39 protein-coding genes and 1 pseudogene are annotated in these 25,176 nt (G+C 39.4%); 39 read left to right on the forward strand and 1 reads right to left on the reverse strand.

Annotated elements, in window-relative coordinates; genetic code table 11:
- Positions 1-222: 222 nt before the first annotated feature.
- The 39 genes and pseudogenes from ACZ11_RS00935 to truA all read left to right on the forward strand — a co-directional run bounded on the left by ACZ11_RS00935 (position 223) and on the right by truA (position 24,648).
- Positions 223-906 (forward strand): response regulator transcription factor, encoded by a 684-nt coding sequence (locus ACZ11_RS00935; protein WP_049663474.1) that lies wholly within the window; start codon positions 223-225, stop codon positions 904-906.
- Positions 907-912: 6 nt separating this feature from the next.
- Positions 913-1,929 carry a sensor histidine kinase gene (locus ACZ11_RS00940; RefSeq protein WP_049663477.1) on the forward strand — a complete coding sequence of 339 codons (1,017 nt, stop codon included), beginning with the start codon at positions 913-915 and terminating at the stop codon, positions 1,927-1,929.
- 95 nt (positions 1,930-2,024) lie between these two features.
- Positions 2,025-2,786 carry an ABC transporter ATP-binding protein gene (locus ACZ11_RS00945; protein WP_049662833.1) on the forward strand — a complete coding sequence of 254 codons (762 nt, stop codon included), beginning with the start codon at positions 2,025-2,027 and terminating at the stop codon, positions 2,784-2,786.
- The gene (locus ACZ11_RS00950) at positions 2,776-4,734 is read left to right on the forward strand and encodes an FtsX-like permease family protein (protein WP_049662837.1); all 1,959 of its coding nucleotides are present in this window, start codon (positions 2,776-2,778) and stop codon (positions 4,732-4,734) included. Before ACZ11_RS00945 ends, ACZ11_RS00950 begins: the two co-directional genes overlap by 11 nt.
- 165 nt (positions 4,735-4,899) lie before the next feature.
- Positions 4,900-6,216: a Na+/H+ antiporter family protein gene (locus ACZ11_RS00955; protein ID WP_049662839.1), complete on the forward strand. Its 1,317-nt coding sequence runs from the start codon at positions 4,900-4,902 to the stop codon at positions 6,214-6,216.
- 382 nt (positions 6,217-6,598) lie between these two features.
- Positions 6,599-6,907, forward strand: coding sequence for a 30S ribosomal protein S10 (rpsJ, locus tag ACZ11_RS00960; protein WP_004233624.1), 309 nt, complete (start codon positions 6,599-6,601; stop codon positions 6,905-6,907).
- 44 nt (positions 6,908-6,951) lie between these two features.
- A complete protein-coding gene (rplC, locus tag ACZ11_RS00965; protein WP_049662843.1) occupies positions 6,952-7,581 on the forward strand; it encodes a 50S ribosomal protein L3 in 630 nt (209 codons plus the stop codon).
- 26 nt (positions 7,582-7,607) lie between these two features.
- Positions 7,608-8,231: a 50S ribosomal protein L4 gene (gene rplD / locus ACZ11_RS00970; protein WP_049662844.1), complete on the forward strand. Its 624-nt coding sequence runs from the start codon at positions 7,608-7,610 to the stop codon at positions 8,229-8,231.
- The gene (gene rplW, locus ACZ11_RS00975) at positions 8,231-8,515 is read left to right on the forward strand and encodes a 50S ribosomal protein L23 (protein ID WP_004233628.1); all 285 of its coding nucleotides are present in this window, start codon (positions 8,231-8,233) and stop codon (positions 8,513-8,515) included. The genes rplD and rplW overlap by 1 nt, the downstream gene beginning before the upstream one ends.
- Before the next feature lie 47 nt (positions 8,516-8,562).
- The gene (rplB, locus tag ACZ11_RS00980; protein WP_049662846.1) at positions 8,563-9,393 is read left to right on the forward strand and encodes a 50S ribosomal protein L2; all 831 of its coding nucleotides are present in this window, start codon (positions 8,563-8,565) and stop codon (positions 9,391-9,393) included.
- 60 nt (positions 9,394-9,453) lie between these two features.
- A complete protein-coding gene (rpsS, locus tag ACZ11_RS00985) occupies positions 9,454-9,732 on the forward strand; it encodes a 30S ribosomal protein S19 (protein ID WP_049662848.1) in 279 nt (92 codons plus the stop codon).
- Positions 9,733-9,754: 22 nt separating this feature from the next.
- Positions 9,755-10,099, forward strand: a complete 345-nt coding sequence (gene rplV, locus ACZ11_RS00990; protein ID WP_004233639.1) for a 50S ribosomal protein L22 — start codon at positions 9,755-9,757, stop codon at positions 10,097-10,099.
- A gap of 3 nt (positions 10,100-10,102) precedes the next feature.
- On the forward strand, positions 10,103-10,756 hold the full coding sequence (gene rpsC / locus ACZ11_RS00995; protein ID WP_049662850.1) for a 30S ribosomal protein S3: 654 nt from the start codon (positions 10,103-10,105) through the stop codon (positions 10,754-10,756).
- A 1-nt stretch (position 10,757) separates the two neighbouring features.
- Positions 10,758-11,192, forward strand: coding sequence for a 50S ribosomal protein L16 (rplP, locus tag ACZ11_RS01000; RefSeq protein WP_010860599.1), 435 nt, complete (start codon positions 10,758-10,760; stop codon positions 11,190-11,192).
- Positions 11,182-11,382: a 50S ribosomal protein L29 gene (gene rpmC / locus ACZ11_RS01005; RefSeq protein WP_049662852.1), complete on the forward strand. Its 201-nt coding sequence runs from the start codon at positions 11,182-11,184 to the stop codon at positions 11,380-11,382. Before rplP ends, rpmC begins: the two co-directional genes overlap by 11 nt.
- Before the next feature lie 18 nt (positions 11,383-11,400).
- A complete protein-coding gene (rpsQ, locus tag ACZ11_RS01010; protein ID WP_049662854.1) occupies positions 11,401-11,664 on the forward strand; it encodes a 30S ribosomal protein S17 in 264 nt (87 codons plus the stop codon).
- Positions 11,665-11,707: 43 nt separating this feature from the next.
- Positions 11,708-12,076 carry a 50S ribosomal protein L14 gene (gene rplN / locus ACZ11_RS01015; RefSeq protein WP_004233650.1) on the forward strand — a complete coding sequence of 123 codons (369 nt, stop codon included), beginning with the start codon at positions 11,708-11,710 and terminating at the stop codon, positions 12,074-12,076.
- A 35-nt stretch (positions 12,077-12,111) separates the two neighbouring features.
- Positions 12,112-12,420: a 50S ribosomal protein L24 gene (gene rplX, locus ACZ11_RS01020; protein ID WP_049662858.1), complete on the forward strand. Its 309-nt coding sequence runs from the start codon at positions 12,112-12,114 to the stop codon at positions 12,418-12,420.
- 27 nt (positions 12,421-12,447) lie between these two features.
- Positions 12,448-12,987, forward strand: coding sequence for a 50S ribosomal protein L5 (rplE, locus tag ACZ11_RS01025; protein WP_008181719.1), 540 nt, complete (start codon positions 12,448-12,450; stop codon positions 12,985-12,987).
- A gap of 21 nt (positions 12,988-13,008) precedes the next feature.
- Positions 13,009-13,194, forward strand: coding sequence for a type Z 30S ribosomal protein S14 (locus ACZ11_RS01030; protein WP_004233656.1), 186 nt, complete (start codon positions 13,009-13,011; stop codon positions 13,192-13,194).
- Positions 13,195-13,223: 29 nt separating this feature from the next.
- Positions 13,224-13,622 carry a 30S ribosomal protein S8 gene (rpsH, locus tag ACZ11_RS01035; RefSeq protein WP_008181717.1) on the forward strand — a complete coding sequence of 133 codons (399 nt, stop codon included), beginning with the start codon at positions 13,224-13,226 and terminating at the stop codon, positions 13,620-13,622.
- Between the two features lie 30 nt (positions 13,623-13,652).
- The gene (gene rplF, locus ACZ11_RS01040) at positions 13,653-14,192 is read left to right on the forward strand and encodes a 50S ribosomal protein L6 (protein ID WP_049662864.1); all 540 of its coding nucleotides are present in this window, start codon (positions 13,653-13,655) and stop codon (positions 14,190-14,192) included.
- 32 nt (positions 14,193-14,224) lie between these two features.
- Positions 14,225-14,584, forward strand: a complete 360-nt coding sequence (gene rplR / locus ACZ11_RS01045) for a 50S ribosomal protein L18 (RefSeq protein ID WP_053093182.1) — start codon at positions 14,225-14,227, stop codon at positions 14,582-14,584.
- Between the two features lie 21 nt (positions 14,585-14,605).
- The gene (gene rpsE / locus ACZ11_RS01050; RefSeq protein WP_049662867.1) at positions 14,606-15,109 is read left to right on the forward strand and encodes a 30S ribosomal protein S5; all 504 of its coding nucleotides are present in this window, start codon (positions 14,606-14,608) and stop codon (positions 15,107-15,109) included.
- Positions 15,110-15,122: 13 nt separating this feature from the next.
- Entirely contained in the window at positions 15,123-15,305 is a 183-nt protein-coding gene (gene rpmD / locus ACZ11_RS01055) for a 50S ribosomal protein L30 (RefSeq protein ID WP_049662869.1), read from the forward strand.
- Positions 15,306-15,339: 34 nt separating this feature from the next.
- Positions 15,340-15,780, forward strand: a complete 441-nt coding sequence (gene rplO / locus ACZ11_RS01060) for a 50S ribosomal protein L15 (RefSeq protein ID WP_010860592.1) — start codon at positions 15,340-15,342, stop codon at positions 15,778-15,780.
- Positions 15,780-17,075, forward strand: coding sequence for a preprotein translocase subunit SecY (secY, locus tag ACZ11_RS01065; protein WP_049662870.1), 1,296 nt, complete (start codon positions 15,780-15,782; stop codon positions 17,073-17,075). Before rplO ends, secY begins: the two co-directional genes overlap by 1 nt.
- 70 nt (positions 17,076-17,145) lie before the next feature.
- Entirely contained in the window at positions 17,146-17,799 is a 654-nt protein-coding gene (locus ACZ11_RS01070) for an adenylate kinase (RefSeq protein WP_049662872.1), read from the forward strand.
- A 247-nt stretch (positions 17,800-18,046) separates the two neighbouring features.
- A pseudogene (locus ACZ11_RS25445) lies at positions 18,047-18,124 on the forward strand (type I methionyl aminopeptidase); the annotation flags it as partial.
- 86 nt (positions 18,125-18,210) lie between these two features.
- Positions 18,211-18,429, forward strand: coding sequence for a translation initiation factor IF-1 (infA, locus tag ACZ11_RS01075; RefSeq protein ID WP_004233690.1), 219 nt, complete (start codon positions 18,211-18,213; stop codon positions 18,427-18,429).
- Between the two features lie 38 nt (positions 18,430-18,467).
- The gene (rpmJ, locus tag ACZ11_RS01080; RefSeq protein WP_000868344.1) at positions 18,468-18,581 is read left to right on the forward strand and encodes a 50S ribosomal protein L36; all 114 of its coding nucleotides are present in this window, start codon (positions 18,468-18,470) and stop codon (positions 18,579-18,581) included.
- Positions 18,582-18,605: 24 nt separating this feature from the next.
- Positions 18,606-18,971 (forward strand): 30S ribosomal protein S13, encoded by a 366-nt coding sequence (gene rpsM / locus ACZ11_RS01085; RefSeq protein ID WP_049662875.1) that lies wholly within the window; start codon positions 18,606-18,608, stop codon positions 18,969-18,971.
- 25 nt (positions 18,972-18,996) lie between these two features.
- Positions 18,997-19,386, forward strand: a complete 390-nt coding sequence (gene rpsK / locus ACZ11_RS01090) for a 30S ribosomal protein S11 (RefSeq protein ID WP_049662876.1) — start codon at positions 18,997-18,999, stop codon at positions 19,384-19,386.
- 139 nt (positions 19,387-19,525) lie between these two features.
- Entirely contained in the window at positions 19,526-20,470 is a 945-nt protein-coding gene (locus tag ACZ11_RS01095) for a DNA-directed RNA polymerase subunit alpha (protein ID WP_004233733.1), read from the forward strand.
- A 56-nt stretch (positions 20,471-20,526) separates the two neighbouring features.
- Positions 20,527-20,907: a 50S ribosomal protein L17 gene (rplQ, locus tag ACZ11_RS01100; protein WP_012296051.1), complete on the forward strand. Its 381-nt coding sequence runs from the start codon at positions 20,527-20,529 to the stop codon at positions 20,905-20,907.
- A gap of 498 nt (positions 20,908-21,405) precedes the next feature.
- Complete coding sequence (locus ACZ11_RS01105; RefSeq protein ID WP_049662878.1) at positions 21,406-22,251, forward strand: energy-coupling factor ABC transporter ATP-binding protein; 846 nt, start codon at positions 21,406-21,408, stop codon at positions 22,249-22,251.
- Positions 22,227-23,099 (forward strand): energy-coupling factor ABC transporter ATP-binding protein, encoded by an 873-nt coding sequence (locus ACZ11_RS01110; RefSeq protein WP_049662880.1) that lies wholly within the window; start codon positions 22,227-22,229, stop codon positions 23,097-23,099. Before ACZ11_RS01105 ends, ACZ11_RS01110 begins: the two co-directional genes overlap by 25 nt.
- Positions 23,096-23,893 (forward strand): energy-coupling factor transporter transmembrane component T family protein, encoded by a 798-nt coding sequence (locus ACZ11_RS01115; RefSeq protein WP_049662882.1) that lies wholly within the window; start codon positions 23,096-23,098, stop codon positions 23,891-23,893. The genes ACZ11_RS01110 and ACZ11_RS01115 overlap by 4 nt, the downstream gene beginning before the upstream one ends.
- Positions 23,894-23,907: 14 nt before the next feature.
- Positions 23,908-24,648, forward strand: a complete 741-nt coding sequence (truA, locus tag ACZ11_RS01120) for a tRNA pseudouridine(38-40) synthase TruA (protein WP_049662884.1) — start codon at positions 23,908-23,910, stop codon at positions 24,646-24,648.
- A gap of 90 nt (positions 24,649-24,738) precedes the next feature.
- Here the strand turns inward: truA and ACZ11_RS26125 are convergent, their stop codons facing one another.
- Positions 24,739-24,915 (reverse strand): hypothetical protein, encoded by a 177-nt coding sequence (locus ACZ11_RS26125; protein WP_161804416.1) that lies wholly within the window; start codon positions 24,913-24,915, stop codon positions 24,739-24,741.
- Positions 24,916-25,176: the final 261 nt, after the last annotated feature.

Below are 25,176 nucleotides of genomic sequence, written 5' to 3' on the forward strand. Positions count from 1 at the left end.
TATAAATCAACCGTTTAATAGTTCATCTTCAAAAAGTTAGGCTAGCATTTGTTAAAAACGTAATCCTTATATAAGTTGATTGAAGTGGAGGCTGGACGCCCCCAGGAAGCTCTGCGCGAAAGCGAAGCGTCAGCGGCCGGGGCGGAAATCAACCTCACGTTATGATGCTGAGCATATTTAGTACATAAAAACACTTCATGGAAGGAGAATTTGCAAATGGAGATGAAAATATTGCTGATTGAAGACGATCTATCAATTTTCGAAATGATTCAGACACGTTTTGCACAATGGTCTCTTCAAGTTGCTGGTCCTAAAGACTTTCAAAAGGTAATGAATGATTTTATTGAACAAAAGCCACAGCTTGTATTGATTGACATTCAGCTTCCAGCCTATGATGGTTTTCATTGGTGTCGCGAAATACGTCATATCTCAAAAGTGCCAATTCTCTTTCTATCTTCTCGTGATCATCCAATGGATATGGTAATGGCAATGCAAATGGGTGCAGATGACTTTGTACAAAAGCCTTTTCATATGGAGGTATTACTTGCAAAGGTACAAGCCATTTTACGTCGTACATATGATTATATAGAAGAATCAATGGATGTTACACAGTTTAATGGCGCAGTCATTGACTATGCTCGCAGTGAAATTATGTATGAGGGTAACCTTGTTTCGCTAACTAAAAACGAACTCTTTATTTTACGCATTTTAGTGGAGAAGGCTGATCAAATAGTTTCTAGAGATGATTTAATGAGAAAGTTATGGGATGATGAGCGCTTTGTTAATGATAATACATTGTCGGTAAATGTGAATCGATTACGTACTAAGCTTGAGGATATAGGTTTACAAGAAGCGATTTTAACTAAAAAGGGACTTGGTTATATGGCTGTAACACAAGGGACGTGAGTGACAATGCTAATTATATTTTTAAGAGAACGCCTCGCTTGGATTGGCTTTTACGTTTTTATCATCGTTATTATCAATGTTTTATTTTCTTTAGATGCTGGTTTAGAGGGAATATCTATTTGGTATATGAATGTTAGCATGGTTATTAGTTTTATGATCTTTCTTATTTGGCGATATGTAGTAGAAGTAAGGCAGTTGAAGGATTTCCTGGGAAATGTGGAGAGCCAACTCGATGATGTGCATAGCAAAAGTTTGGCGTTATCACCGTTTCAAACGGCATACCTTACGAAAATTGAAGATGTTTTTTATGACAAGAACACAGAGCTAAATCAAGCAAAGGTACAGCTGCAGGAATATTCGGATGAACTACTAGCGTGGGTCCATGAAGTAAAGGCACCTTTAACTTCGATTAATTTAATGCTGGATCACATAGATGATTTGACACTACGTCGTAAATTAGAGAATGAATGGCTAAGGCTACATTTATTAGTTGATCAGCAGCTACACCAAACACGTTTAGCTTCTATTGAAAAAGATAATTTTATGACAGAGATCGAGCTAAGAACCGTGGTCTATAAGGAAATAAGAGCTATGCAGGCATGGTGTATTGAAAAAGGGATTGGTTTTGATGTTGCAGAGTTAACAGAGGCGGTGATGACGGATGGTAAATGGTTAGCCTTTATAATCCGACAAATTCTGTCCAATGCCATTAAATATAGTCCTGCAAATTCAGAGGTATTGATTTTTACGGAAATAGATGCAACTGGGGCAACTCTATTACATATAAAAGATGCAGGTATTGGTATTCGTAAGGAGGATCTACCTCGAATCTTTCATAAATCATATACTGGGACAGCCGGTAGAGAGTCAGCACAATCTACAGGTATGGGTCTATACTTAGCACATAATGTGGCACAGAAAATCGGCGTTCGTATTACTGTACAATCCATTGTTGGTGAAGGTTCGATATTTACATTACGTTTTCCATTGCAAAATGAATATGTCAAACTAACAGGTAGATGACGAAATTGTCACCTACCTTTTTATATTGTCATGTAAAACACACGAATCAGTGAAGAAGACAGGGTACACTTGAACTATAGAAAGGGGCGTTTAAAGTGGCAGTTTTAATTGGTCGTAAAGTAAAAAAAGTATATGGTAAAAAATCAACAGCTCAAGAGGTTTTAAAGGGCATAGATTTAGAAGTTAATAAAGGTGAATTTGTTGGCATTATGGGACCTTCAGGATCTGGGAAGACAACACTTTTAAACGTTTTGTGTTCAATTGACTTTGCAACAGAAGGTGTTATTGAAATAAATGGTCAAAACTTACGTGGTATGAAGGAGAAGACGGTAGCTAATTTCCGCCGCGAACAATTAGGTTTCATATTCCAAGATTATAATTTGTTAGATACGCTAACGGTAAAAGAAAATATTCTACTACCATTAGCTATTGGTAGACTACCAAAGTCTGTTGCAGAGAGTCGTTTAAAAGAGCTTACACACTTATTAGGTATTACAGAGATTTTAAATAAATATCCAAACGAAATATCAGGTGGTCAAAAGCAACGTACATCAGCAGCTCGTGCACTGATTACAAATCCGTCACTTGTATTCGCTGATGAACCTACAGGTGCACTTGATTCAAAATCAGCCACTGCACTTTTAAAGAATCTACAAAATATTAATGAGTCAAAAAAAGCAACGATTATGATGGTTACGCATGATGCGGTAGCAGCGAGTTTTTGTACACGTGTTTTATTTTTGAAGGACGGACTCATTTATAGTGAGCTATATAAAGGAGATAAAACGAGACAGGCATTTTTCCATGAAATCATGCATACGCAAAGTGTGCTAGGCGGTGACGGCTATGAGTCTTAGTAAGCTCGTGTTACGCAGCATGAAGAAGAATATGAAGCATTATTATTTATATTTTTTCGCACTTATTTTTAGTGTTACTTTATATTTTTCCTTTGTGACATTGCAAAATAATGCTGAAGTGCTGGCTACAGTAGAGCAGAGCGGTACGGCCACAGCGGGTTTTAAAGCAGCAACCTATATGCTGTACTTTATTGTCTTATTTTTCGTACTTTATGCAAACCATCTATTTATGAAGCGTCGTAGTAAGGAAATAGGCTTGTATCAGCTAATAGGGATGACAAAGGGGCTTATCGTACGCTTATTAGCGGTAGAAAGTATCCTGTTATTTTTAGGCGCGGTCGTTTTAGGTATTCTTGCAGGGTTCTTTAGCTCACGCTTATTTGCAATGATTTTACTGCGCGTACTCGAAAAAGAGGCACTTGTGACAATGACATTTAGTACAGAGGCATTACAGCAGTCTATCGTAGTATTTGCCATTCTACTAGTCATTGTACTTGTGCAAATGGCTTGGATGATTTACCGCGTATCATTACTATCATTATTCAGTGCTGCCAAGCAAGCCGATGAGCGCGTAAAACGTTTCAGCCCATTACAAATGGTTATTGGCTTTTTGGGACTTATATTTATTGCATATGGCTACTATGCATCAACTAAGCTTTTCGATATTAACTCTCAGGGTAATTTAACTCTTAATATGATTATTATTTTAGCAACTACCATTGGCGGAACGTTCCTAGTTTTCCGTTTCTCTGTAGCATTTATTATGAATTTAATTCGTCTTAAGAAAAATGGCCATTTAACTGCTCGTGATGTATTAGCATTAACACCGATTATGCATCGAATGAGGGGTAATGCGAAATCATTAACGCTTATTACGGTTTTAACGGGTGTTTCACTTGGTATTACAACTTTAGCATATATTTCGTATTATTCATCAGAATCGTCGGCATATAGCCAAGTACCTGGTGATTATGTATTACTTGAAGATAAGGGCCAGGAATTTTTAAAGAAGCTAGAGGACAATAATATTACTTTTGATAAAAGTAATTTCCGATTACAGAGTGTTTCAGCTTCGTTTACACAATTATTATCTGAAAGTCAGCAAAATAAAGATAATCCCCTTTTTGGTTTAGAAGGAATCATTTATACAATTCCACTTTCTGATTATCAACAAATAGCTCCTGAAGCTTCCATTTCGGATTACGACGTTATTTTAACAAACTATGGTGGCTATATGGCAGAAATGTTTCCGCTTGAAAAGGATCGTGATGTAGTTGTCACTACAGGAGGTCTAGAGGGAACTGAGGAAGAGACGCTTCATGTCAAAGATGTTCGACACGAAAGTATTATAAGTGGCACTGTGACTTCGGGGCCTGGGGGGCCAATTTTCGTAGTTCCGGATGCATTGTTTGAAAAACTAGCTACTCATTCAGGTACTTCTGAATGGCACAAACAAACTTCTATTAAGATAAAGAATAAAAGCGATTCAGCTCTAGCAGAGAAATTATATATGCAATCAAATGGAGAGAAATATATAGAGTCCTATGAAGAACAACGTAAGGGGAATATCGAAACATTAGGAATTACGATATTTACAGCAGCATTCTTAGGCTTAGCATTTTTAATGACAACAGGTAGTATTCTATACTTTAAGCAAATGTCTGAGGCTGAAGAGGAGCGAGGTTCTTATACGATATTAAGAAAGATTGGCTTCGCTGAAAAAGATATTATGAAAGGTATTTATATGAAGCAAGCCTTTAATTTTGGTGTTCCATTAATAATAGGGCTACTCCATAGTTACTTCGCTGTTAATTCAGGATGGTTTTTATTCGGCTCTGAGTTAACCGCACCATTATGGATTGCTATGAGTTGTTATATAGCGTTATATGCTATCTTCGCTGTACTTTCCGTTGGTTATTATAAAAAAGTCATTCGTGAATCATTATAATAGGAAGAAATCTAAAAGCAGTATGATTATTTAAGATCATACTGTTTTTGTGTTTTTTAAATTTGGAAAATTATTATAGGGGAATATAAACATCTTGACTTTCAGTTATTAGAAGATTAAAGTTTAATGTGTTAGTAATCTAGTGTACGAAAGTGGAGTGTCGAAATGAACGCAGTAATTGTGGCAGTAGCTGTCATGTTAATATTAAGCTTGCTCCGTATCAATGTTGTTCTTTCTCTTGTATTGGGCGCCTTTGCAGGAGGCATAACAAGCGGCATGGGTATTGAAGCAACTGTACAATCATTTACAGAAGGATTAGGAGCAGGTGCAACGATTGCTTTAAGTTATGGATTGCTGGGTGGTTTCGCTATTGCCATCTCAAAAACGGGAATTCCTGAATTAATGATTGCAGGGATTTTAAAGATATTAAATAAAAACGGTACAAGTAATCGAAAAGGTTTAGTGAAGGTTTTAATTTTCCTACTGATCTTTATGATGTCTATTTTCTCACAAAACTTAATTCCAATTCATATAGCCTTTATCCCATTACTAATACCTCCAATCTTAAAGGTTTTAAATATGCTAGAGGTTGACCGACGAATTATCGCAACATTAATTGCTGTTGGTTTAATAGGGACATATAGTTTCGTCCCTGCTGGCTTCGGAGCTATATTCCAAGATATCGTTTCTACTCAAGTGAATAAGGCAGGTATGGACGCATCTTCACGTGATGTACCAGTAGCGATGGCTATACCCGTCCTGGGGATGTTAATTGGATTATGTGTAGCCTTTTTCGTTTACCGAAAGCCTCGACAATATCAAAATAATGATGTGGAGACAGAGTCTTTAAACGTTAATGTTAGTAAGTTTGTTATCGTTTCTACGACAGTGGCTTTAATCGTCTCTCTCTGTGCACAAATTTATACTGATTCGATGATTGTAGGTGCTTTTGCAGGCATTATGATTATGTATTTTACTGGTGCACTTAATTGGAAAGAAGCAGATGAGATTCTTTCTGAGGGAATGAAGATGATGGCCTTTATTGGTTTTGTAATGATCGCTGCAAATGGCTTTGCATCTGTTATTAACGCCACAGGTGATATAGATGGATTAATTAACGGTTCGATAAACATTCTTCAAGGGAATACGAGTCTAGCTATATTTATTATGTTGGTCATTGGTTTAATTGTAACGATGGGGATCGGTTCATCGTTTGCGACAGTACCTATTATTGCAACTTTATTTGTTCCTATTGCACAAGGGTTAGGAATGAGTCCTTTGGCGATTATTTGTTTAATAGGTACAGCAGGTGCTTTGGGTGATGCAGGCTCTCCTGCTTCAGATTCTACTCTTGGACCAACTGCGGGTTTAAATGTAGATGGACAGCATAATCACATTTGGGATACATGTGTGCCAACGTTTATTTTTATTAACATCCCACTTATTATATTTGGCTGGATTGCATGTGTGTTTTTCTTATAAAGTAATAGTAAGAGCAGTTTCTAAATAATAGAGACTGCTCTTTTTAATATATTGGTATCGCTTAATTGTTAGAAATGTCCGAAAACGTTGATATAACAGCCTTATGTGTTGCAAAGTGCAATGAAATTTTATATACTAATAAACGGCTTAGATAAGCGATAAATATTAGTAAAAATATTAGTAGTAAGAATATCTGCAACATTTAAAAGAATTTAGCTAAAAGACTTGCTTATTCTTTTTTTATTGTGTATAATGTTGAATGTTGGTCTTTGACTGCGATGAAACGAGAGGTTGCCGACACACCCGGCCGCTTTGCCATGGCGGTGTGTGGGAAAATTTTCGTGGAGAATGTCTAGAAAATAGGCGAGAAGGAGGGAAAATAATGGCAAAACAAAAGATTCGTATTCGTTTAAAAGCGTATGATCACCGTATTTTAGATCAGTCTGCTGAGAAAATCGTGGAAACTGCAAAGCGTTCAGGTGCAAGTGTATCAGGTCCGATTCCACTTCCAACTGAGAAGTCTGTGTACACAATTCTACGTGCTGTTCACAAGTACAAAGATTCTCGTGAGCAATTCGAAATGCGTACGCATAAGCGTCTGATCGATATCGTTAACCCAACACCACAAACTGTTGACGCGTTAATGAAACTTGATTTACCATCTGGCGTTGATATCGAAATCAAACTTTAATGGTAAAAAATATAACTATTCAAAACTTACAGGAGGTGTGACAAATGGCTAAAGGAATCTTAGGTAGAAAAATTGGTATGACACAAGTTTTCGCTGAAAACGGCGATTTAATCCCGGTAACAGTTATCGAAGCTACTCCAAACGTAGTACTTCAAAAGAAATCTGTTGAAACAGACGGCTACGAAGCTATCCAAGTTGGTTTCGAAGACAAGCGCGTTAAGCTTTCTAACAAACCAGAACAAGGTCACGTAGCAAAAGCGAACACTGCTCCTAAGCGCTTCATTCGTGAATTCCGCAACGTGAACGTAGCAGAATACGAAGTTGGTCAAGAAGTCAAAGTAGAAATTTTCGCAGAAGGCGATGTAATTGATGTAACAGGTGTTACTAAAGGTAAAGGTTTCCAAGGTGTAATTAAACGCCATGGTCAATCTCGTGGTCCTATGGCCCACGGTTCTCGTTACCACCGTCGTCCTGGTTCAATGGGTCCAGTTGCTCCGAACCGCGTATTCAAACAAAAGAAATTACCTGGTCAAATGGGTGGCACTGTAGTTACAATCCAAAACTTAGAAATCGTGAAAGTTGATGCGGAACGTAACTTACTACTTGTTAAGGGTAATGTTCCTGGTTCTAAAAAAGCTCTAGTTACAGTTAAAACTGCAATTAAAGCTAAGTAATCACCTAAGGAAAGGAGGAAACAGGAATGACAAAAGTATCTGTACTTAGTCAAACAGGTGCTTCAGTTGGTGAAATCGAATTAAACGATACGATCTTCGGAATCGAGCCAAATGAAGCAGTATTATTCGACGCTGTAGTAGCACAACGCGCTTCTCTTCGTCAAGGTAATCACAAGGTTAAAAACCGTTCTGAAGTTGCTGGTGGTGGTCGTAAACCATGGCGTCAAAAAGGAACTGGACGTGCTCGTCAAGGTTCTATCCGTTCTCCACAATGGCGCGGCGGTGGTGTTGTATTCGGTCCAACTCCACGTAGCTATTCTTACAAATTACCTAAAAAAGTTCGTCGCTTAGCTCTTAAATCAGCTTTATCAGCTAAAGTTGTAGAACAGAACTTCTTAGTTCTTGATGCTCTTTCATTAGCAGCACCAAAAACAAAAGAATTCACAAAAATCCTTAAAGATCTTTCTTTAGAGAAAAAATCTTTATTCGTAACTGCTGACCTAGATGAAAACGTAGCATTATCTGCTCGTAACATCCCTGGCGTAACAGTTTTAACTGCAAATGGAATCAACGTTCTTGATCTATTAGGTCATGATAAAGTTGTATTCACAAAATCTGCAGTAGAAAAAGTTGAGGAGGTGCTTGGATAATGGAAGCACGTGATATTTTAAAACGTCCGGTCATTACTGAGCGTTCTTCAGAACTTATGGCAGAGAAAAAGTATACTTTCGAAGTAGACACTCGCGCTAACAAAACTCAAGTAAAAGACGCTGTAGAAGAAATCTTTGGTGTAAAAGTTGAGAAAGTAAACGTTCTTAACTACAAAGGTAAATTCAAACGCGTTGGCCGTTACGGTGGTTACACTAACAAACGTCGTAAAGCGATTGTTAAATTAACTGCTGATAGCAAAGAAATTGAATTATTCGAAATGTAATCCTTTATGGATTTATGATTTGAACAATCAAGAAGGAGGGAAACACAATGGCGATTAAAAAGTATAAACCTACCTCTAATGGTCGTCGTAATATGACGTCTTTAGACTTTGCGGAAATTACAACTAACAAGCCTGAGAAATCATTGCTTGAACCAACTAAACGCAAAGCTGGTCGTAACAACCAAGGTAAAATCACTGTTCGTCATCATGGCGGTGGACATAAGAAGCAATACCGTGTTATCGATTTCAAACGTGTAAAAGATGGCATTCCGGCTAAAGTTGCTACTATTGAATATGATCCAAACCGTTCTGCGAATATCGCATTAATCAACTACGCTGATGGAGCAAAAGCTTACATCTTAGCACCTAAAGGTCTAGAGGTTGGTCAAACAATCGTATCTGGTCCTGATGCTGATATTAAAGTAGGTAACACATTACCATTAGCAAACATTCCAATGGGTACTACAATCCATAACATCGAGTTAAAACCTGGTAAAGGTGGACAATTAGTACGTTCTGCTGGTACTTCTGCGCAAGTACTTGGTCGTGAAGACAAATACGTAATCGTTCGTCTACAATCTGGTGAAGTACGTTTAGTGTTAGCTACTTGCCGCGCTACAATCGGTCAAGTTGGTAACGAACAACACGAACTAGTACACATCGGTAAAGCAGGTCGTAGCCGTTGGTTAGGTAAACGCCCAACAGTTCGTGGTTCTGTAATGAACCCTAACGATCACCCACACGGCGGTGGTGAAGGACGTTCTCCAATCGGACGTAAATCACCAATGACTCCTTGGGGTAAACCAGCACTTGGTTACAAAACTCGCAAGAAGAAAAACAAATCGGATAAATTCATCATCCGTAGTCGTAAAAAATAATGTGGTTAAACTACGGTTCTATGTGAGAGCCGTGGTGGAATCACGGAGGGAGGTTCCTACATGGGTCGCAGCTTGAAAAAAGGACCTTTTGTTGATGACCACTTAATGAAAAAAGTGGAAGCACAAGAGGCTTCTGAGAAGAAACAAGTTATTAAAACTTGGTCTCGCCGTTCTACAATTTTCCCTACTTTTATCGGTTTAACGATTGCTGTTTATGATGGACGTAAACACGTTCCTGTATACGTAACAGAAGACATGGTAGGCCACAAACTTGGTGAATTCGCACCAACACGTGCTTACAAAGGTCACGGTGCAGACGACAAGAAAACAAGACGCTAATTTTGAGAGGAGGTAAATCCTAATGACACAAGCTAAAGCTATCGCTCGTACAGTTCGCATTGCTCCTCGTAAAGTACGTCTAGTAGTAGACTTAATTCGAGGCAAGCAAGTTGGTGAGGCAGTTGCAATTTTACGTCATACTCCAAAAGCGGCGTCTCCAGTCGTTGAAAAAGTATTAAAATCTGCAGTTGCTAACGCTGAACACAACTACGATCTTGACATCAACTCTTTAGTAGTTTCTGAAGTATTTGTTGATGAAGGTCCAACATTAAAACGTTTCCGTCCACGTGCACAAGGACGTGCAAGCGCAATTAACAAACGCACAAGCCATATTACACTAGTGGTATCTGAGAAGAAGGAGGGCTAATCCGTGGGTCAAAAAGTACATCCAATAGGACTGCGCGTTGGTATTATTCGTGACTGGGAGTCAAAATGGTACGCTGAAAAAGACTATGCAACTCTACTTCATGAAGACATCAAAGTGCGTAAATATATTGAAACGGCTCTTAAAGACGCTTCTGTTTCTAAAGTAGAAATCGAACGCGCTGCAAACCGTGTAAACATTACAATTCACACTGCGAAACCAGGTATGGTAATCGGTAAAGGTGGTTCTGAAGTTGAAAATCTTCGTAAATACCTTAGCGATTTAACTGGTAAACGTGTACACATCAATATTATCGAAATCAAACGTGCTGATCTTGACGCTCGTCTAGTAGCTGAAAACATCGCTCGTCAATTAGAAAACCGTGTATCATTCCGTCGTGCGCAAAAGCAAGCGATCCAACGCACAATCCGTGCTGGTGCAAAAGGAATTAAAACACAAGTATCTGGTCGTTTAGGTGGCGCTGATATCGCGCGTGCTGAACACTATAGTGAAGGAACTGTTCCACTTCATACTCTACGTGCTGACATCGACTATGCACACGCAGAAGCTGACACTACTTACGGTAAATTAGGCGTTAAAGTATGGATCTACCGTGGTGAAGTTCTTCCTACGAAGAAATCTGTGGAAGGAGGCAAATAATATGTTATTGCCTAAACGCGTAAAATACCGTCGTGAACACCGCGGAAACATGCGTGGCGAAGCGAAAGGCGGCAAAGAAGTATCTTTCGGCGAATGGGGCTTACAAGCTCAAACAGCTAGCTGGATTACTAACCGTCAAATCGAATCTGCCCGTATCGCGATGACTCGTTACATGAAACGTGGCGGTAAAGTTTGGATTAAAATCTTCCCGCATAAACCTTACACTAAAAAACCTCTAGAAGTCCGCATGGGTTCTGGTAAAGGTTCTCCTGAAGGTTGGGTTGCAGTAGTAAAACCAGGAAAAGTAATGTTCGAAATCGCTGGTGTATCTGAAGAGATCGCACGTGAAGCACTTCGTTTAGCATCACATAAGCTTCCTGTTAAATGTAAGATCGTAAAACGTCAAGAAACTGGTGGTGAATCTAATGAAAGCTAATGAAATCCGTGACCTTGCCACTTCTGAATTAGAATTGAAAGTGAAATCACTGAAAGAAGAGCTTTTCAACCTTCGCTTCCAATTGGCGACTGGTCAATTAGAAAACACAGCTCGTATTCGTGAAGTGCGTAAAGCAATCGCGCGTATGAAAACTGTTATTCGTGAAAGAGAAATCAGTGCAAATAACTGATAAAGGAGGTTTTCAAGTATGACTGAGCGTAATCAACGCAAAGTTTACACGGGCCGCGTTGTTTCAGATAAAATGGACAAAACTATTTCTGTTTTAGTTGAAACTCACAAAAAGCACAAGCTTTATGGTAAACGTGTAAAATACTCTAAAAAGTTTAAGACTCATGATGAGTTAAACACAGCGAAAATCGGTGATATCGTACGTATCATGGAAACTCGCCCGCTATCAGCTACTAAACGTTTCCGTCTAGTTGAAGTTGTAGAAAAAGCGGTTATTATTTAATAACTATTTCGGAACAACCAATTTCCGAAGGGAGGTAACCTAAGTGATCCAACAAGAAAGTCGTATGAAAGTTGCTGACAACTCAGGTGCACGTGAAGTTCTTACAATTAAAGTGCTTGGTGGCTCTGGCCGTAAAACTGCTAACATCGGTGATATCGTTGTTTGTACAGTTAAGAAAGCAACACCAGGTGGCGTTGTTAAGAAGGGTGACGTTGTTAAAGCTGTTATCGTTCGTACTAAATCAGGCGTTCGTCGTAAAGACGGTACGTACATCAAATTTGATGAAAATGCTTGTGTAATTATTCGTGACGATAAATCACCACGCGGAACTCGTATTTTCGGACCTGTTGCACGTGAATTACGTGACAGCAACTTCATGAAAATCGTTTCTCTAGCTCCAGAAGTTCTTTAATTTCATGATAGTGCCAATCAAGGAGGTGCGACAGCATGCATGTAAAAAAAGGTGACAAGGTTAAGGTTATCACTGGTAAGGATAAAGGCAAAGAAGGCGTTATTCTTGCAGCTTACCCTAAACAAGATCGCGTTCTTGTTGAAGGTGTGAACATCGTGAAAAAACACGTAAAACCTAACCAATTGAATCCACAAGGTGGCATTGTAAGCCAAGAGGCTGCAATTCACATTTCGAACGTAATGCTAATCGATCCTAAATCTGGCGAGCCGACTCGTGTAGGTTATAAAATCGAAAACGGTAAAAAAGTTCGTGTTGCAAAAAAATCAGGTGCAGTAATCGACTAATTTCTATAAAAGAAGGGAGGTACACAAATGAGCCGCCTAAAAGAAAAATATTTAAATGAAGTTTCACCTGCTCTTATGAGCAAGTTTGGATATAAATCAGTTATGCAATTGCCGAAAGTTGACAAAATCGTTATCAACATGGGTGTTGGTGACGCAGTTCAAAACTCAAAAGCATTAGATGCAGCTGTAGAAGAATTAACAATTATCACTGGTCAAAAACCAGTTGTAACTAAAGCAAAAAAATCGATCGCAGGTTTCCGTCTACGTGAAGGTATGCCTATCGGTGCGAAAGTTACATTACGCGGTGAGCGTATGTATGAATTCCTGGATAAATTAATCTCAATTTCACTACCTCGTGTACGTGACTTCCGTGGTGTTTCTAAAAAAGCATTCGACGGTCGCGGTAACTACACTTTAGGTGTTAAAGAGCAATTAATTTTCCCAGAAATCGATTACGATAAAGTTTCGAAAGTACGCGGTATGGACATCGTGATCGTAACGACAGCGAATTCTGATGAAGAAGCTCGCGAGTTATTGACACAATTCGGTATGCCGTTCCAAAAGTAATTAAACAAGGAGGGCTAAAACGTGGCTAAAAAATCTATGATCGTTAAACAACAACGTAAGCAAAAGTTTAAAGTGCAAGAATATACACGTTGTGAACGCTGTGGCCGTCCACACTCTGTATATCGTAAATTTAAACTTTGCCGTATTTGTTTCCGAGAACTTGCATATAAGGGACAAATTCCTGGCGTGAAAAAAGCCAGCTGGTAATCCCCTAATTTGGGAAGGAGGTAAATGTAATGACAATGACTGATCCGATTGCAGATATGCTTACTCGCATTCGTAATGCGAACATGGTTCGTCACGAGAAGTTAGAAGTACCGGCTTCCAACGTGAAAAAAGAAATCGCTGAAATTTTAAAGCGTGAAGGTTTCGTACGTGACGTAGAATACGTGGAAGACAACAAGCAAGGTATTATCCGTATCTTCTTAAAATACGGTAAAGATAACGAGCGCGTTATCACTGGCCTAAAACGTATTTCTAAACCTGGTCTACGAGTATATGCAAAAACAAATGAAGTTCCTAAAGTACTGAACGGTCTTGGTATCGCTTTAGTGTCAACTTCACAAGGTTTATTAACAGATAAAGAAGCTCGCGCTAAACAAGTTGGCGGCGAAGTTCTAGCATACGTTTGGTAATTAGCAATAAATGAATGGAGGTGCAACTAAATGTCTCGTGTAGGTAAAAAAATTATCGAGGTACCAGCTAACGTAACTGTTACTGTTGCAGCTGACAACTCAGTTACCGTTAAAGGTCCTAAAGGCGAACTTGTTCGTTCTTTCCACCTAGATATGAAAATTGAACAAGAAGGTAACGTTATCACAGTATCACGTCCTTCTGACTCGAAAGAACACCGCACAAACCACGGTACGACTCGTGCGCTATTAGCGAACATGATTACTGGTGTTTCTGTAGGTTTCGAAAAATCATTAGAACTAATCGGTGTCGGTTACCGTGCGCAATTACAAGGTAAAAAACTTGTTCTTAACGTAGGTTACTCACATCCAGTTGAGTTCACACCTGAAGATGGTCTAGAAGTAGAAGTTCCTTCTAACACTAAAATCATCGTTAAAGGTATTAGCAAAGAACGTGTTGGTGCTCTTGCATCTAACATCCGTGACGTGCGTCCACCAGAGCCTTACAAAGGTAAAGGTATCCGTTATGAAGGCGAATATGTTCGTCGTAAAGAAGGTAAAACAGGTAAATAATGCTTCCTAAGCATTAGAAAGGAGTGACCCTTGTGATTACGAAACAAGATAAAAATCAGGTTCGTAAAAAACGTCATGCACGTGTACGTTCTAAAATTACGGGTACTGCTGAGCGTCCACGCTTAAACGTATTCCGTTCTAACAAGAACATCTACGCGCAACTTATCGATGACGTAGCAGGCGTAACAATTGTTAGCGCATCTTCTCAAGAAAATGTTTTTGAAGGTGCTGGTAGCAATGTTGATGCTGCAACTAAAGTCGGTGAAACAATCGCAAAACGCGCTACGGAAAAAAATATTACTGCTGTAGTATTTGACCGTGGTGGTTACTTATATCATGGACGTGTAAAAGCTTTAGCTGAAGCTGCACGTGAGAACGGTTTACAATTTTAATAAAAAGGAGGGACACATTTCATGAGTCGAATTGACGCAAACAAACTTGGAGAACTTGAAGAACGCGTAGTTACTATTAACCGTGTTGCTAAAGTTGTTAAAGGTGGACGTCGCTTCCGCTTCACTGCATTAGTTGTAGTTGGCGATAAAAACGGACATGTTGGTTTCGGTACTGGTAAAGCTCAAGAGGTGCCAGATGCTATCCGTAAAGCTGTTGAAGATGCGAAGAAAAACTTAATCGAAGTGCCACGCGTAGGTGGAACAACTCCACACTTAGTGCAAGGTCGCTTTGGTGCAGGAGAAATCCTAATTAAACCTGCTGCTCCTGGTACAGGGGTTATCGCTGGTGGTCCAGTACGTGCAGTACTAGAACTTGCTGGTATTACTGATATTCTTTCAAAATCACTTGGAACTAACACACCAATCAATATGGTGCGTGCAACTGTTCAAGGTTTAACTGAATTAAAACGCGTAGAGGACGTAGCTAAATTACGTGGTAAATCAGTGGAAGAAATATTAGGATAAGGGGGGAAAGATAATGGCTAACAAATTAGAAATCACCCTTACAAAATCTGTGATTGGTTCTAAACCAGCACAACGCAAAACTATTGAAGCATTAGGTTTACGTAAATTAAACCAAACTGTTGAGAAAGCTGATAATGCAGCAACTCGCGGTATGATCGATGTAGTAGCGCACTTAGTTACTGTAAAAGAAAACTAATTTTTAATTAACGAACAAGGAGGTGCCATCCAATATGAAACTTCATGAGTTAAAACCAGCAGAAGGTTCCCGTAAAGTACGTAACCGCGTAGGTCGCGGTATCGGTTCTGGTAACGGTAAAACTGCAGGTAGAGGTCATAAAGGTCAAAACTCTCGTTCTGGCGGCGGTGTACGCCCAGGATTCGAAGGTGGTCAAAACCCTTTATTCCGTCGTTTACCGAAACGCGGCTTTACTAACATTAACCGTAAAGAGTACGCGATCGTTAATCTTGACACATTAAATCGTTTTGAAGATGGTGCAGAGGTAACAACTGCATTATTACTTGAAACAGGTTTAGTGAGCAATGAAAAAGCTGGAATTAAAGTTCTTGGAAACGGAACTCTTAACAAAAAGCTTACAGTAAAAGCTCATAAATTCTCAGCTTCGGCTAAAGAAGCAATTGAAAATGCCGGCGGAACTACTGAGGTGATTTAATGTTTCAGACGATCTCTAACTTTATGCGTGTTCGAGATATACGAAATAAAATCATTTTCACTCTTTTAATGTTAATCGTTTTCCGTATTGGTACGTTTGTACCGGTACCAAACGTTGACGCTAATGTATTAAAGGCAACTGATGAGTTCAATCTCGTTGGTTTCCTAAATACTTTTGGCGGTGGTGCTTTGAAAAACTTCTCTATCTTCGCGATGGGAATTATGCCTTACATCACTGCTTCAATCATTGTTCAGTTATTGCAAATGGATGTAGTACCGAAATTTGCTGAGTGGGCAAAGCAAGGTGAAGTCGGAAGACGAAAACTTGCTCAATTTACTCGTTACTTTACAATTATTCTTGCTTTTATCCAATCATTCGCAATGTCATTTGGTTTTAATAGAATGTATGGCGGATCATTGATTAAAGAAGAGGGAATTTTAACATATGTTACAATTTCTATTGTATTAACAGCGGGTACAGCATTCCTAGTATGGCTTGCTGACCAAATTACTGCACATGGTGTTGGGAATGGTATTTCTATTGTAATTTTCGCAGGTATTACTGCGGCATTACCGAATGCCATTAACCAAATCTATGCACAGCAAATCGAGGGTGCTGGTGATAAACTATTTATCAATCTAGTAATTCTTGGATTGCTTGTTTTAGTCATGCTTGCAGTTGTTGTTGGAGTTATTTACGTGCAACAAGCACTACGTAAAATTCCAATTCAATATGCCAAACGAGTTACTGGACGCAACCAACAAACAGGTGGTCAACAAACGCATTTACCGTTAAAAGTAAATGCTGCAGGGGTTATTCCGGTAATCTTTGCATCAGCGTTTCTGACGACACCACGTGTGTTAGCTCCATTCTTTGGTGATGGTCCTGTATCAAAATTCATTGAACACACGTTTAATTATACTAATCCTGTTGGGATGATTATTTACATTGTATTGATCATCGCGTTCACATATTTCTATGCATTCGTACAAGTGAATCCAGAAAATGTGGCAGATAACTTGAAAAAGCAAGGTGCTTACATTCCGGGTATTCGTCCGGGTGAAAGTACTCAAACGTATTTAACAAGCGTGTTATATCGTCTGACATTTGTCGGTGCGATTTTCTTAACTGTTATTGCAGTAATGCCGATGATTATCATAAACTTTATGAATCTACCTGCCACAGTGCAGATCGGTGGTACTAGTATTATTATCGTAGTCGGTGTAGCGCTGGAAACGATGAAACAGCTAGAATCTCAACTTGTTAAACGTCACTACAAAGGCTTTATGAAATAATGTTGGTTTTTAGGGAACGTTCTATCGTTTCCTGAAATCAGCAAACCTTTTGTGGGAGGAATATTTCCGTATGAATATCGTTTTAATGGGTCTGCCAGGTGCTGGTAAAGGTACACAGGCAGATAAAATTGTTGAGAAGTACGCGATTCCTCATATTTCTACAGGCGATATGTTCCGTGCTGCTATGAAAGATGGTACAGAACTAGGCTTGCAGGCTAAATCGTTTATTGATCAAGGTGCTCTAGTACCGGATGAAGTTACGATTGGTATTGTTCGTGAACGACTTGCTAAACATGATTGTGAAAAGGGCTTCTTATTAGATGGGTTCCCACGTACTGTTCCTCAAGCTGAAGCTTTAGACAGCATCCTTGCTGATCTTGGTAAAGCTATTGAACATACAATTAACATCCAAGTTGAAAAAGATGAGCTAGTTGCTCGTCTATCAGGTCGTCGTATTTGTAAAACTTGTGGTACATCTTATCATCTAATTTTCAATCCTCCAGCAGAGGAAGGAAAATGTGATAAAGATGGTGGCGAGCTTTATACACGTGCGGATGATAATCCTGAAACGGTTGCAAACCGTCTGGAAGTAAATATGAAACAAGCACAACCTTTACTTGACTACTATGAAGTAAAAAGTGTGTTAAAAAATATAGATGGACAGCAAGATATTAATAAAGTGTTTGCTGATCTTGATGCTCTATTACAGAGCAGCCGCAGCTGATACCCGGCTCCGGGCGCAGAATACTGCTTCCGCGGGAGGCATGCGGGAGCAACACCGAAACATAATTTTTTGAGAGTTGCAAAAGCATATTGTGCCCGGTATATATTTCTTTTAAAAAGTGCAACATTACTTTTGAAAGAGTATAATGGGTTTCGTGGAAGCATCTGTGTAACGGGTATGAATATCTCATCAAAGACATTCCGGTATTCGTGTAAACATGGGAGGTTCAGTCCCTTTATGGTTCTGTATGTTCCGTGGATTGTGTGAAGCGAAACCAGACGAGCGTCTTTCAAACATCTCTCATACAATCCAAACATATGTTGAAACGAGGTTGCTTCTATAGTTGCAGCAGATATCCGTTTGATGTAACGATGAGAACTTTAATTTGCATATAGAGAGGAGACAGAGTAGATGGCGAAAGATGATGTAATTGAAGTCGAAGGGACAGTTGTTGAGACTTTGCCAAACGCGATGTTTAAGGTAGAATTAGAAAATGGACATGTGATTCTAGCACACGTTTCTGGTAAGATTCGTATGCACTTTATCCGTATTCTACCTGGAGATAAGGTTACTATCGAGTTATCTCCTTATGATTTAACTCGCGGTCGTATCACATACCGTTTTAAATAATCTTTTGCGCTCCGGACTACTAAGGAGGTTAGGTTGAGATGAAAGTAAGACCATCTGTAAAACCGATCTGCGAAAAATGTAAAGTAATTCGCCGACGCGGTAAAGTAATGGTAATTTGTGAAAATCCTAAACACAAACAAAAACAAGGTTAATTCTAAAGGAGGTGCACAACGTACATGGCACGTATTGCTGGTGTTGACATTCCTCGCGACAAACGCGTGGTAATTTCATTAACTTACATTTACGGTATTGGTAAAACTACAGCTCAGAAAGTATTAGCTGACGCAGGTATTTCAGAAGATACACGCGTACGCGACTTAACTGAAGATGAGTTAAACAAAATCCGTGAACAATTAGACTCATACAAACTTGAAGGTGACTTACGTCGCGAAACTTCACTAAATATTAAACGTCTGATGGAAATCGGTTCATTCCGTGGTATCCGTCACCGTCGTGGTTTACCTGTTCGTGGTCAAAATACGAAGAACAATGCGCGTACGCGTAAAGGTCCTCGTAAAACAGTAGCGAACAAGAAAAAATAATCAGTAAAGGAGGTTCCTTCTTAACATGGCTCGTAAACAACAAACTCGTAAACGTCGTGTGAAAAAGAATATCGAATCTGGTATTGCACACATTCGTTCTACATTCAACAATACAATCGTAACGATTACAGATATGCAAGGTAACGCTGTATCTTGGTCAAGTGCTGGTTCTCTTGGTTTCCGTGGTTCACGTAAATCTACACCATTCGCTGCTCAAATGGCTGCAGAAACTGCTGCTAAAGCATCCCTTGAACATGGTCTAAAAACGTTGGAAGTAACTGTTAAAGGTCCTGGTGCAGGTCGTGAAGCTGCAATTCGTGCACTTCAAGCTGCTGGTTTAGATGTAACTGCTATTAAAGACGTTACTCCAGTTCCTCATAATGGTTGCCGTCCGCCAAAACGTCGTCGCGTGTAATGGGTGCGTCTCATATTGTATGAGAACATCATTTTTTGTACAGACTGTCTTGTGCAGATAATAAACGATACGTCAATGACGATCGAATCTATGATGGAAAGAACCTATACAATCGATGTTTTGAAGGAGGGTAAATAAAATGATCGAAATTGAAAAACCAAAGATTGAAACGGTGGAGATCAGCGAAGATTCCAAATATGGAAAGTTTGTTGTAGAACCGCTTGAACGCGGATATGGAAACACTTTGGGTAATTCTTTACGTCGTATCCTTCTGTCTTCATTACCAGGAGCTGCTGTCACTTCTATTCAAATTGACGGTGTTCTTCACGAATTCTCAACTGTAGAAGGCGTTGTAGAAGATGTAGCTTCAATTATTTTGAATGTGAAAAAACTAGCTCTTAAAATCTACTCTGACGAAGAAAAAGTTATTGAGATTGATGTAAAAGGCGATGGTACAGTTACAGCTGCTGACATTACACATGACAGTGATGTAGAAATTTTAAACCCGGATCTATATATTGCAACAATCGCTAAAAACGGTCATTTACGTATGCGTATGTACGCACAACGCGGCCGTGGTTACACTCCTGCTGATCAAAACAAACGTGAGGATCTTCCTATCGGCGTGATCCCGATCGACTCTATTTACACTCCAGTATCACGCGTCAATTTCCAAGTGGAAAATACTCGTGTAGGTCAGTCTTCTGACTACGATAAACTTTCTCTTGATGTGTGGACAGATGGTAGCATCGGTCCGAAAGAGGCGATTTCGCTCGGAGCAAAAATTTTAACCGAGCATCTAAACATCTTCGTAGGCATGACAGACGAGGCACAAACAGCTGAAATCATGGTCGAAAAAGAAGAAGATCAAAAAGAAAAAGTTTTAGAGATGACTATCGAAGAACTTGATCTTTCTGTTCGTTCTTACAACTGCTTAAAACGCGCTGGTATTAACACAGTACTAGAACTTGCAAATAAGTCAGAAGACGATATGATGAAAGTTCGTAACCTTGGACGTAAGTCACTTGAAGAAGTAAAAGCGAAGTTAGAAGAGCTTGGTTTAGGGTTACGCAAAGAAGACTAAGCGATTTAAACAAAACTTACAAGATCAGATATTTTTTATAAAGGAGGGAAACATCCATGGGTTACAGAAAACTTGGTCGTACAAGTTCTCAACGTAAAGCGATGTTACGTGACTTAGCTACTGATTTAATCATCAACGAGCGTATCGAAACTACTGAGGCTCGCGCTAAAGAAGTACGTAAAGCTGTTGAAAAAATGATTACTTTAGGTAAACGCGGTGATTTACATGCACGCCGTCAAGCTGCTGCATTCATCCGTCGTGAACTAGTAACAACTACTGATGCAGAAGGTAACGAAACAACTTCATTTGCACTTCAAAAGTTATTTGATGATGTTGCACCACGTTATGCAGAGCGTCAAGGTGGTTACACTCGTATTCTTAAAGTAGGTCCTCGTCGTGGTGACGGTGCACCTGTTGTAGTGATTGAATTAGTTTAATCATAAGAGAACAAGTGGTGGAAGAGGGTGGAATCACCACCCTCTTTATTTATAAACGATTTATACGACAAATAATTAAGCTGAGCGTTATGATGAGCGGACACTGTTGTGTGGCGTCTCGTTTAGCTCTCCGCACCTCATTCAAACGGAACAAGGGCTTGAGCACCCGTGTTTCTTGAAAATGTAACGACTAGCGCATTTCTATCGAATGAGGTGCGCGCTTTTTTATTTTTTAGGGAAGTATGATAGCGCCAACTTAGTGGTGCTTTTTTTTATAGTTTCGTTTTTAGAATGGCAGTCACCTGAATGTTTGGGGTGCTGTACTCCAATATTTGATATATTTTATAAATTACATTTAGTTCTATTTGTTCTAAATAAAATAAACGAGAAGTGATTTTAGCACTTTTCTTTTATCGACATAATGATTGTAGTAGAATTCATACATAAAAAAGTGTAAGTTAGTTAGTAGAGCTGAGCATGTAGAGAGGGGTTTCTGAAATGCCAGAAATTTTATCATTAAATAATGTGACATTTTCATATACACCAGAAGAGAAAGAAAGTCGTAATGCTGTTGAAAATGTAAGCTTTGCGGTTCAAGAAGGGGAATGGATTGCCATTGTTGGCCATAATGGTTCTGGTAAATCCACCATTGCAAAGCTTATGAATGGTTTGCTATACCCACAGCAGGGCGATGTACGTATATTACGTGAACCATTAAGTGAAGATAACCTATGGGAAAGCCGTTCACAGATAGGTATGGTTTTCCAAAATCCAGATAATCAATTCGTTGGAGCGACAGTGCAGGATGATGTTGCTTTTGCTCTTGAAAATAATGGTGTACCGTTCGAAGAGATGGTAGAACGTGTACATGCAGCACTCGAACAAGTTAAAATGAACAACTTTTTAGATCATGAGCCACACCATTTATCAGGTGGTCAAAAGCAGCGTGTTGCCATTGCAGGTGCACTTGCGATGAAACCCAAGCTTCTTATACTAGATGAAGCTACTTCTATGCTAGATCCTCAGGGGCGTGCTGAGGTATTACAAACAGTTCAAACTTTACGTGCTGAAACAGGGTTAACTGTAATATCAATTACGCATGATTTAGAGGAAGCCATGCTTGCAGATTGTGTTCTCTTTATGAATGATGGAAAGAAATTTGCTGAGGGTACACCTGCTGAAATTTTTGCATTTGGGGACAAGCTAGTTGAGTTTGGACTAGACTTACCATTTGCCATGAAGTTATCAAAGCTGTTGCAAAAGGAAGGTGTTCCGTTAATGGGACAACATATGACAGAAGAAGAGTTGGTGAATGATTTATGGACATCAAACTTCAACAAGTAAGCTATGCCTATTCACAGGGTACACCTTTTGAGAAACGTGCATTATTCGATGTAGATTTTGAAATTCCTTCACATACGTATCAAGCAATTATCGGACATACGGGTTCCGGTAAATCGACAATTCTTCAGCATTTTAATGCACTTCTAAGACCAACCTCTGGGGAAGTACATATTGGAGATCGCATTGTTGTAGCTGGAAAAAAGGCGAAGGATTTAAAGGCTGTACGACAAAAGGTTGGTATTGTGTTTCAATTCCCCGAGCATCAGCTATTTGAAGAAACTGTATTAAAGGATATTATGTTTGGGCCTATGAACTTTGGTGTTTCTGAGCAAGAGGCAGAAGCACGAGCAAAAGAACTTATAGGCTTAGTAGGCTTACCAGAGAACGTACTTGAGAAATCACCTTTTGATTTATCGGGTGGACAAATGCGCAGGGTAGCAATTGCTGGCGTTTTAGCGATGGAACCTGAAGTTATTGTTTTAGATGAACCAACTGCAGGGCTTGATCCACGCGGTCAGAAAGAGATTATGGATATGTTTTATAAGCTGCACAAGGAACGTGGCCTAACGACGATTCTTGTAACGCACAGTATGGAGGACGCAGCTCGTTATGCAGACAATATTGTCATTATGCATGAAGGGAAAAATGTACTAAGTGGCACACCACAAGAAATTTTCAAAGATGTAGAGACATTAAAAAATTTCCGCTTAGAACCACCTCGTATCGTCCGCTTTCAACAAAAAATCGAAACAATGATAAACAAATCCTTCTCAAAAATATGCTTAACGGAAGAAGAGCTAGCAACTGAAATTGCTCGGGTACTAAGAGAGGAGCGTGGACAGTCATGATGGAGAAAATGATATTTGGTCGCTTCCTTCCTGGAAATTCTCCAGTCCATAAGCTCGATCCACGATCAAAGCTTATATTTGTGTTTGCATTCATTATTATTGTTTTTTTAGCAAACAACACAGTGACATATGCTTTGCTATTAGCTTTTACTTTACTCGTTGTTCTAATATCAAATATTCGTCTGTATTTTTTAATTAATGGTCTAAAGCCGGTGATTTTTTTAATGGCATTTACCTTCTTAATTCATATATTTATGACGAAAGAAGGTGCCATAGTATTTGAGTGGAAGTTTATTACCATTTATGAAGAAGGTATCCGACAAGGGATATTTATTTCGATACGGTTTTTAGTTCTAGTGTTTATGACATCTATCTTAACGCTTACAACATCACCGATTTCAATTACGGATGGCATTGAAGTACTGCTAAATCCATTAAAAGCGGTGAAAGTGCCAGTACATGAGTTAGCTTTGATGATGTCTATTTCATTACGCTTTATTCCAACGTTAATGGATGAAACAGATAAAATTATGAAAGCACAAATGGCACGTGGTTCGGATTTATCTTCTGGACCAATAAAGGATCGTATTAAAGCGGTTGTGCCATTACTGGTGCCTCTCTTTGTAAGTGCTTTTAAACGAGCCGAGGATTTAGCAACAGCTATGGAAGTAAGAGGCTACCGTGGAGGCGAAGGGCGTACGAGATATCGCAAGTTAAAATGGGATATGAGTGATACATTTTCACTTGTGTTATTAGTAGCAATGGCCATTTTACTATTCTTCTATAGAAGTTAAAAGGAGTAAGCTTTATGCGACGATTAAAAGCAATTATAAGTTATGATGGGACGCAATTTTCTGGGTATCAAGTACAACCTGGAGAGCGCACAGTACAGGCTGAGATTGAGCGTGTTCTAGCCATTATGCATAAAGGGGAAAAGATAAAGGTAACAGCTAGTGGACGTACAGATGCAAGGGTACATGCAACTGGCCAAACATTGCATTTTGATTCACCACTCGCGATTCCAGTAGATAAATACATGAAGGCATTAAATGTTCAACTGCCAAGAGATATACGGGTAATGTCGATTGAAGAAGTAGCTGTTAATTTTCATGCGCGCTACAGTGTATCAGGAAAGCGGTACCGATATATATGGTCGTGTGAGTCTGTACAGAGTCCATTCCGCAGACAATACACTGTTGAGACAAATGGTGTTAAACCAAATGTTGAGGCAATGCAGGAGGCAGCAAAGGCTATTATCGGTACACATGACTTTTCTTGCTTTTGTGCAGCCAATACAAGTGTCAAAGATAAGGTGCGCACAGTAACTACACTGCAATTTGAATGGTGTGGTGAAGAGCTTCATATGGTGATTGAAGGAAATGGCTTCTTATATAATATGGTACGTATTATTGCAGGCACTTTGTGGGAAGTTGGTATAGGACGTCGCGACATTGAGAACGTGGAGTTAGTCGTTAAATCTATGAATCGTGATAAGGCGGGCAAAACTGCACCCCCACAAGGTCTGTATCTTGAGAAAGTCTTCTATTAAAGAATCACCACCAAAAGTTAAGATGCCATTTTAGAACGGATGCCATGCATATAAGTTGATTGGAGTGGAGGCTGGGCGACTCCTTGGGGATCAGCGAATAGAGGAACGAAGGCTAAAACCATCAGGTCCTGTGATAACGCCTTCGTGACCAACGTCGTGCTGTCGCTTCGTTGCACTACGCTTTCGCACAGAATGAACCCTTTTTGCTGTCGCTACGTTAGCACTTCGCTTTCGCGCAAAAAACACCTGTTGCCCCAAGCGGCTCATCGGACGCCCCCAGGAAGCTCTGTGCGAAAGCAAAGCGACAGCTATAAAGCGCCCAGCCGGAACGGAAATCAACCCCACGTTATGGTGACGAATCATTAAGAAGAACAAATAGCAAATGTTATAGAATTCTTGAAGCGAAATATCATTGTATTTTTATAAAATAAAGGCTCACAACTGCCCTAATTTTAACAATCAATGAATCTGAACAACTTCTCCAGGTGTTTATTGAAATTGCTTGACTTTAAAAGTCATTCATTATAT

The sequence above is a fragment of the Lysinibacillus xylanilyticus genome (assembly GCF_001183605.1).
Taxonomy (GTDB): domain Bacteria; phylum Bacillota; class Bacilli; order Bacillales_A; family Planococcaceae; genus Lysinibacillus; species Lysinibacillus xylanilyticus.

Excerpts from the sequence above, each read along its gene's own strand:
- rplF (WP_049662864.1), top strand. The coding sequence starts at position 13,653 with ATGTCTCGTGTAGGTAAAAAAATTATCGAGGTACCAGCTAACGTAACT.
- ACZ11_RS00935 (WP_049663474.1), top strand. The coding sequence starts at position 223 with ATGAAAATATTGCTGATTGAAGACGATCTATCAATTTTCGAAATGATT.
- rpmJ (WP_000868344.1), top strand. The coding sequence starts at position 18,468 with ATGAAAGTAAGACCATCTGTAAAACCGATCTGCGAAAAATGTAAAGTA.
- rpsM (WP_049662875.1), top strand. The coding sequence starts at position 18,606 with ATGGCACGTATTGCTGGTGTTGACATTCCTCGCGACAAACGCGTGGTA.
- rpmD (WP_049662869.1), top strand. The coding sequence starts at position 15,123 with ATGGCTAACAAATTAGAAATCACCCTTACAAAATCTGTGATTGGTTCT.
- rplB (WP_049662846.1), top strand. The coding sequence starts at position 8,563 with ATGGCGATTAAAAAGTATAAACCTACCTCTAATGGTCGTCGTAATATG.
- rpsH (WP_008181717.1), top strand. The coding sequence starts at position 13,224 with ATGACAATGACTGATCCGATTGCAGATATGCTTACTCGCATTCGTAAT.
- rpsS (WP_049662848.1), top strand. The coding sequence starts at position 9,454 with ATGGGTCGCAGCTTGAAAAAAGGACCTTTTGTTGATGACCACTTAATG.
- rpsK (WP_049662876.1), top strand. The coding sequence starts at position 18,997 with ATGGCTCGTAAACAACAAACTCGTAAACGTCGTGTGAAAAAGAATATC.
- rplC (WP_049662843.1), top strand. The coding sequence starts at position 6,952 with ATGGCTAAAGGAATCTTAGGTAGAAAAATTGGTATGACACAAGTTTTC.
- rpsE (WP_049662867.1), top strand. The coding sequence starts at position 14,606 with ATGAGTCGAATTGACGCAAACAAACTTGGAGAACTTGAAGAACGCGTA.
- rplE (WP_008181719.1), top strand. The coding sequence starts at position 12,448 with ATGAGCCGCCTAAAAGAAAAATATTTAAATGAAGTTTCACCTGCTCTT.
- rpsJ (WP_004233624.1), top strand. The coding sequence starts at position 6,599 with ATGGCAAAACAAAAGATTCGTATTCGTTTAAAAGCGTATGATCACCGT.
- rplO (WP_010860592.1), top strand. The coding sequence starts at position 15,340 with ATGAAACTTCATGAGTTAAAACCAGCAGAAGGTTCCCGTAAAGTACGT.
- ACZ11_RS00955 (WP_049662839.1), top strand. The coding sequence starts at position 4,900 with ATGAACGCAGTAATTGTGGCAGTAGCTGTCATGTTAATATTAAGCTTG.
- rplP (WP_010860599.1), top strand. The coding sequence starts at position 10,758 with ATGTTATTGCCTAAACGCGTAAAATACCGTCGTGAACACCGCGGAAAC.
- ACZ11_RS26125 (WP_161804416.1), bottom strand. The coding sequence starts at position 24,915 with ATGAGCCGCTTGGGGCAACAGGTGTTTTTTGCGCGAAAGCGAAGTGCT.
- rplW (WP_004233628.1), top strand. The coding sequence starts at position 8,231 with ATGGAAGCACGTGATATTTTAAAACGTCCGGTCATTACTGAGCGTTCT.
- ACZ11_RS01110 (WP_049662880.1), top strand. The coding sequence starts at position 22,227 with ATGGACATCAAACTTCAACAAGTAAGCTATGCCTATTCACAGGGTACA.
- rplX (WP_049662858.1), top strand. The coding sequence starts at position 12,112 with ATGCATGTAAAAAAAGGTGACAAGGTTAAGGTTATCACTGGTAAGGAT.
- rplV (WP_004233639.1), top strand. The coding sequence starts at position 9,755 with ATGACACAAGCTAAAGCTATCGCTCGTACAGTTCGCATTGCTCCTCGT.
- rpmC (WP_049662852.1), top strand. The coding sequence starts at position 11,182 with ATGAAAGCTAATGAAATCCGTGACCTTGCCACTTCTGAATTAGAATTG.
- truA (WP_049662884.1), top strand. The coding sequence starts at position 23,908 with ATGCGACGATTAAAAGCAATTATAAGTTATGATGGGACGCAATTTTCT.
- rplD (WP_049662844.1), top strand. The coding sequence starts at position 7,608 with ATGACAAAAGTATCTGTACTTAGTCAAACAGGTGCTTCAGTTGGTGAA.
- secY (WP_049662870.1), top strand. The coding sequence starts at position 15,780 with ATGTTTCAGACGATCTCTAACTTTATGCGTGTTCGAGATATACGAAAT.
- ACZ11_RS01095 (WP_004233733.1), top strand. The coding sequence starts at position 19,526 with ATGATCGAAATTGAAAAACCAAAGATTGAAACGGTGGAGATCAGCGAA.
- infA (WP_004233690.1), top strand. The coding sequence starts at position 18,211 with ATGGCGAAAGATGATGTAATTGAAGTCGAAGGGACAGTTGTTGAGACT.
- ACZ11_RS01105 (WP_049662878.1), top strand. The coding sequence starts at position 21,406 with ATGCCAGAAATTTTATCATTAAATAATGTGACATTTTCATATACACCA.
- ACZ11_RS01115 (WP_049662882.1), top strand. The coding sequence starts at position 23,096 with ATGATGGAGAAAATGATATTTGGTCGCTTCCTTCCTGGAAATTCTCCA.
- rpsQ (WP_049662854.1), top strand. The coding sequence starts at position 11,401 with ATGACTGAGCGTAATCAACGCAAAGTTTACACGGGCCGCGTTGTTTCA.
- ACZ11_RS00940 (WP_049663477.1), top strand. The coding sequence starts at position 913 with ATGCTAATTATATTTTTAAGAGAACGCCTCGCTTGGATTGGCTTTTAC.
- rplQ (WP_012296051.1), top strand. The coding sequence starts at position 20,527 with ATGGGTTACAGAAAACTTGGTCGTACAAGTTCTCAACGTAAAGCGATG.
- ACZ11_RS01070 (WP_049662872.1), top strand. The coding sequence starts at position 17,146 with ATGAATATCGTTTTAATGGGTCTGCCAGGTGCTGGTAAAGGTACACAG.
- ACZ11_RS00950 (WP_049662837.1), top strand. The coding sequence starts at position 2,776 with ATGAGTCTTAGTAAGCTCGTGTTACGCAGCATGAAGAAGAATATGAAG.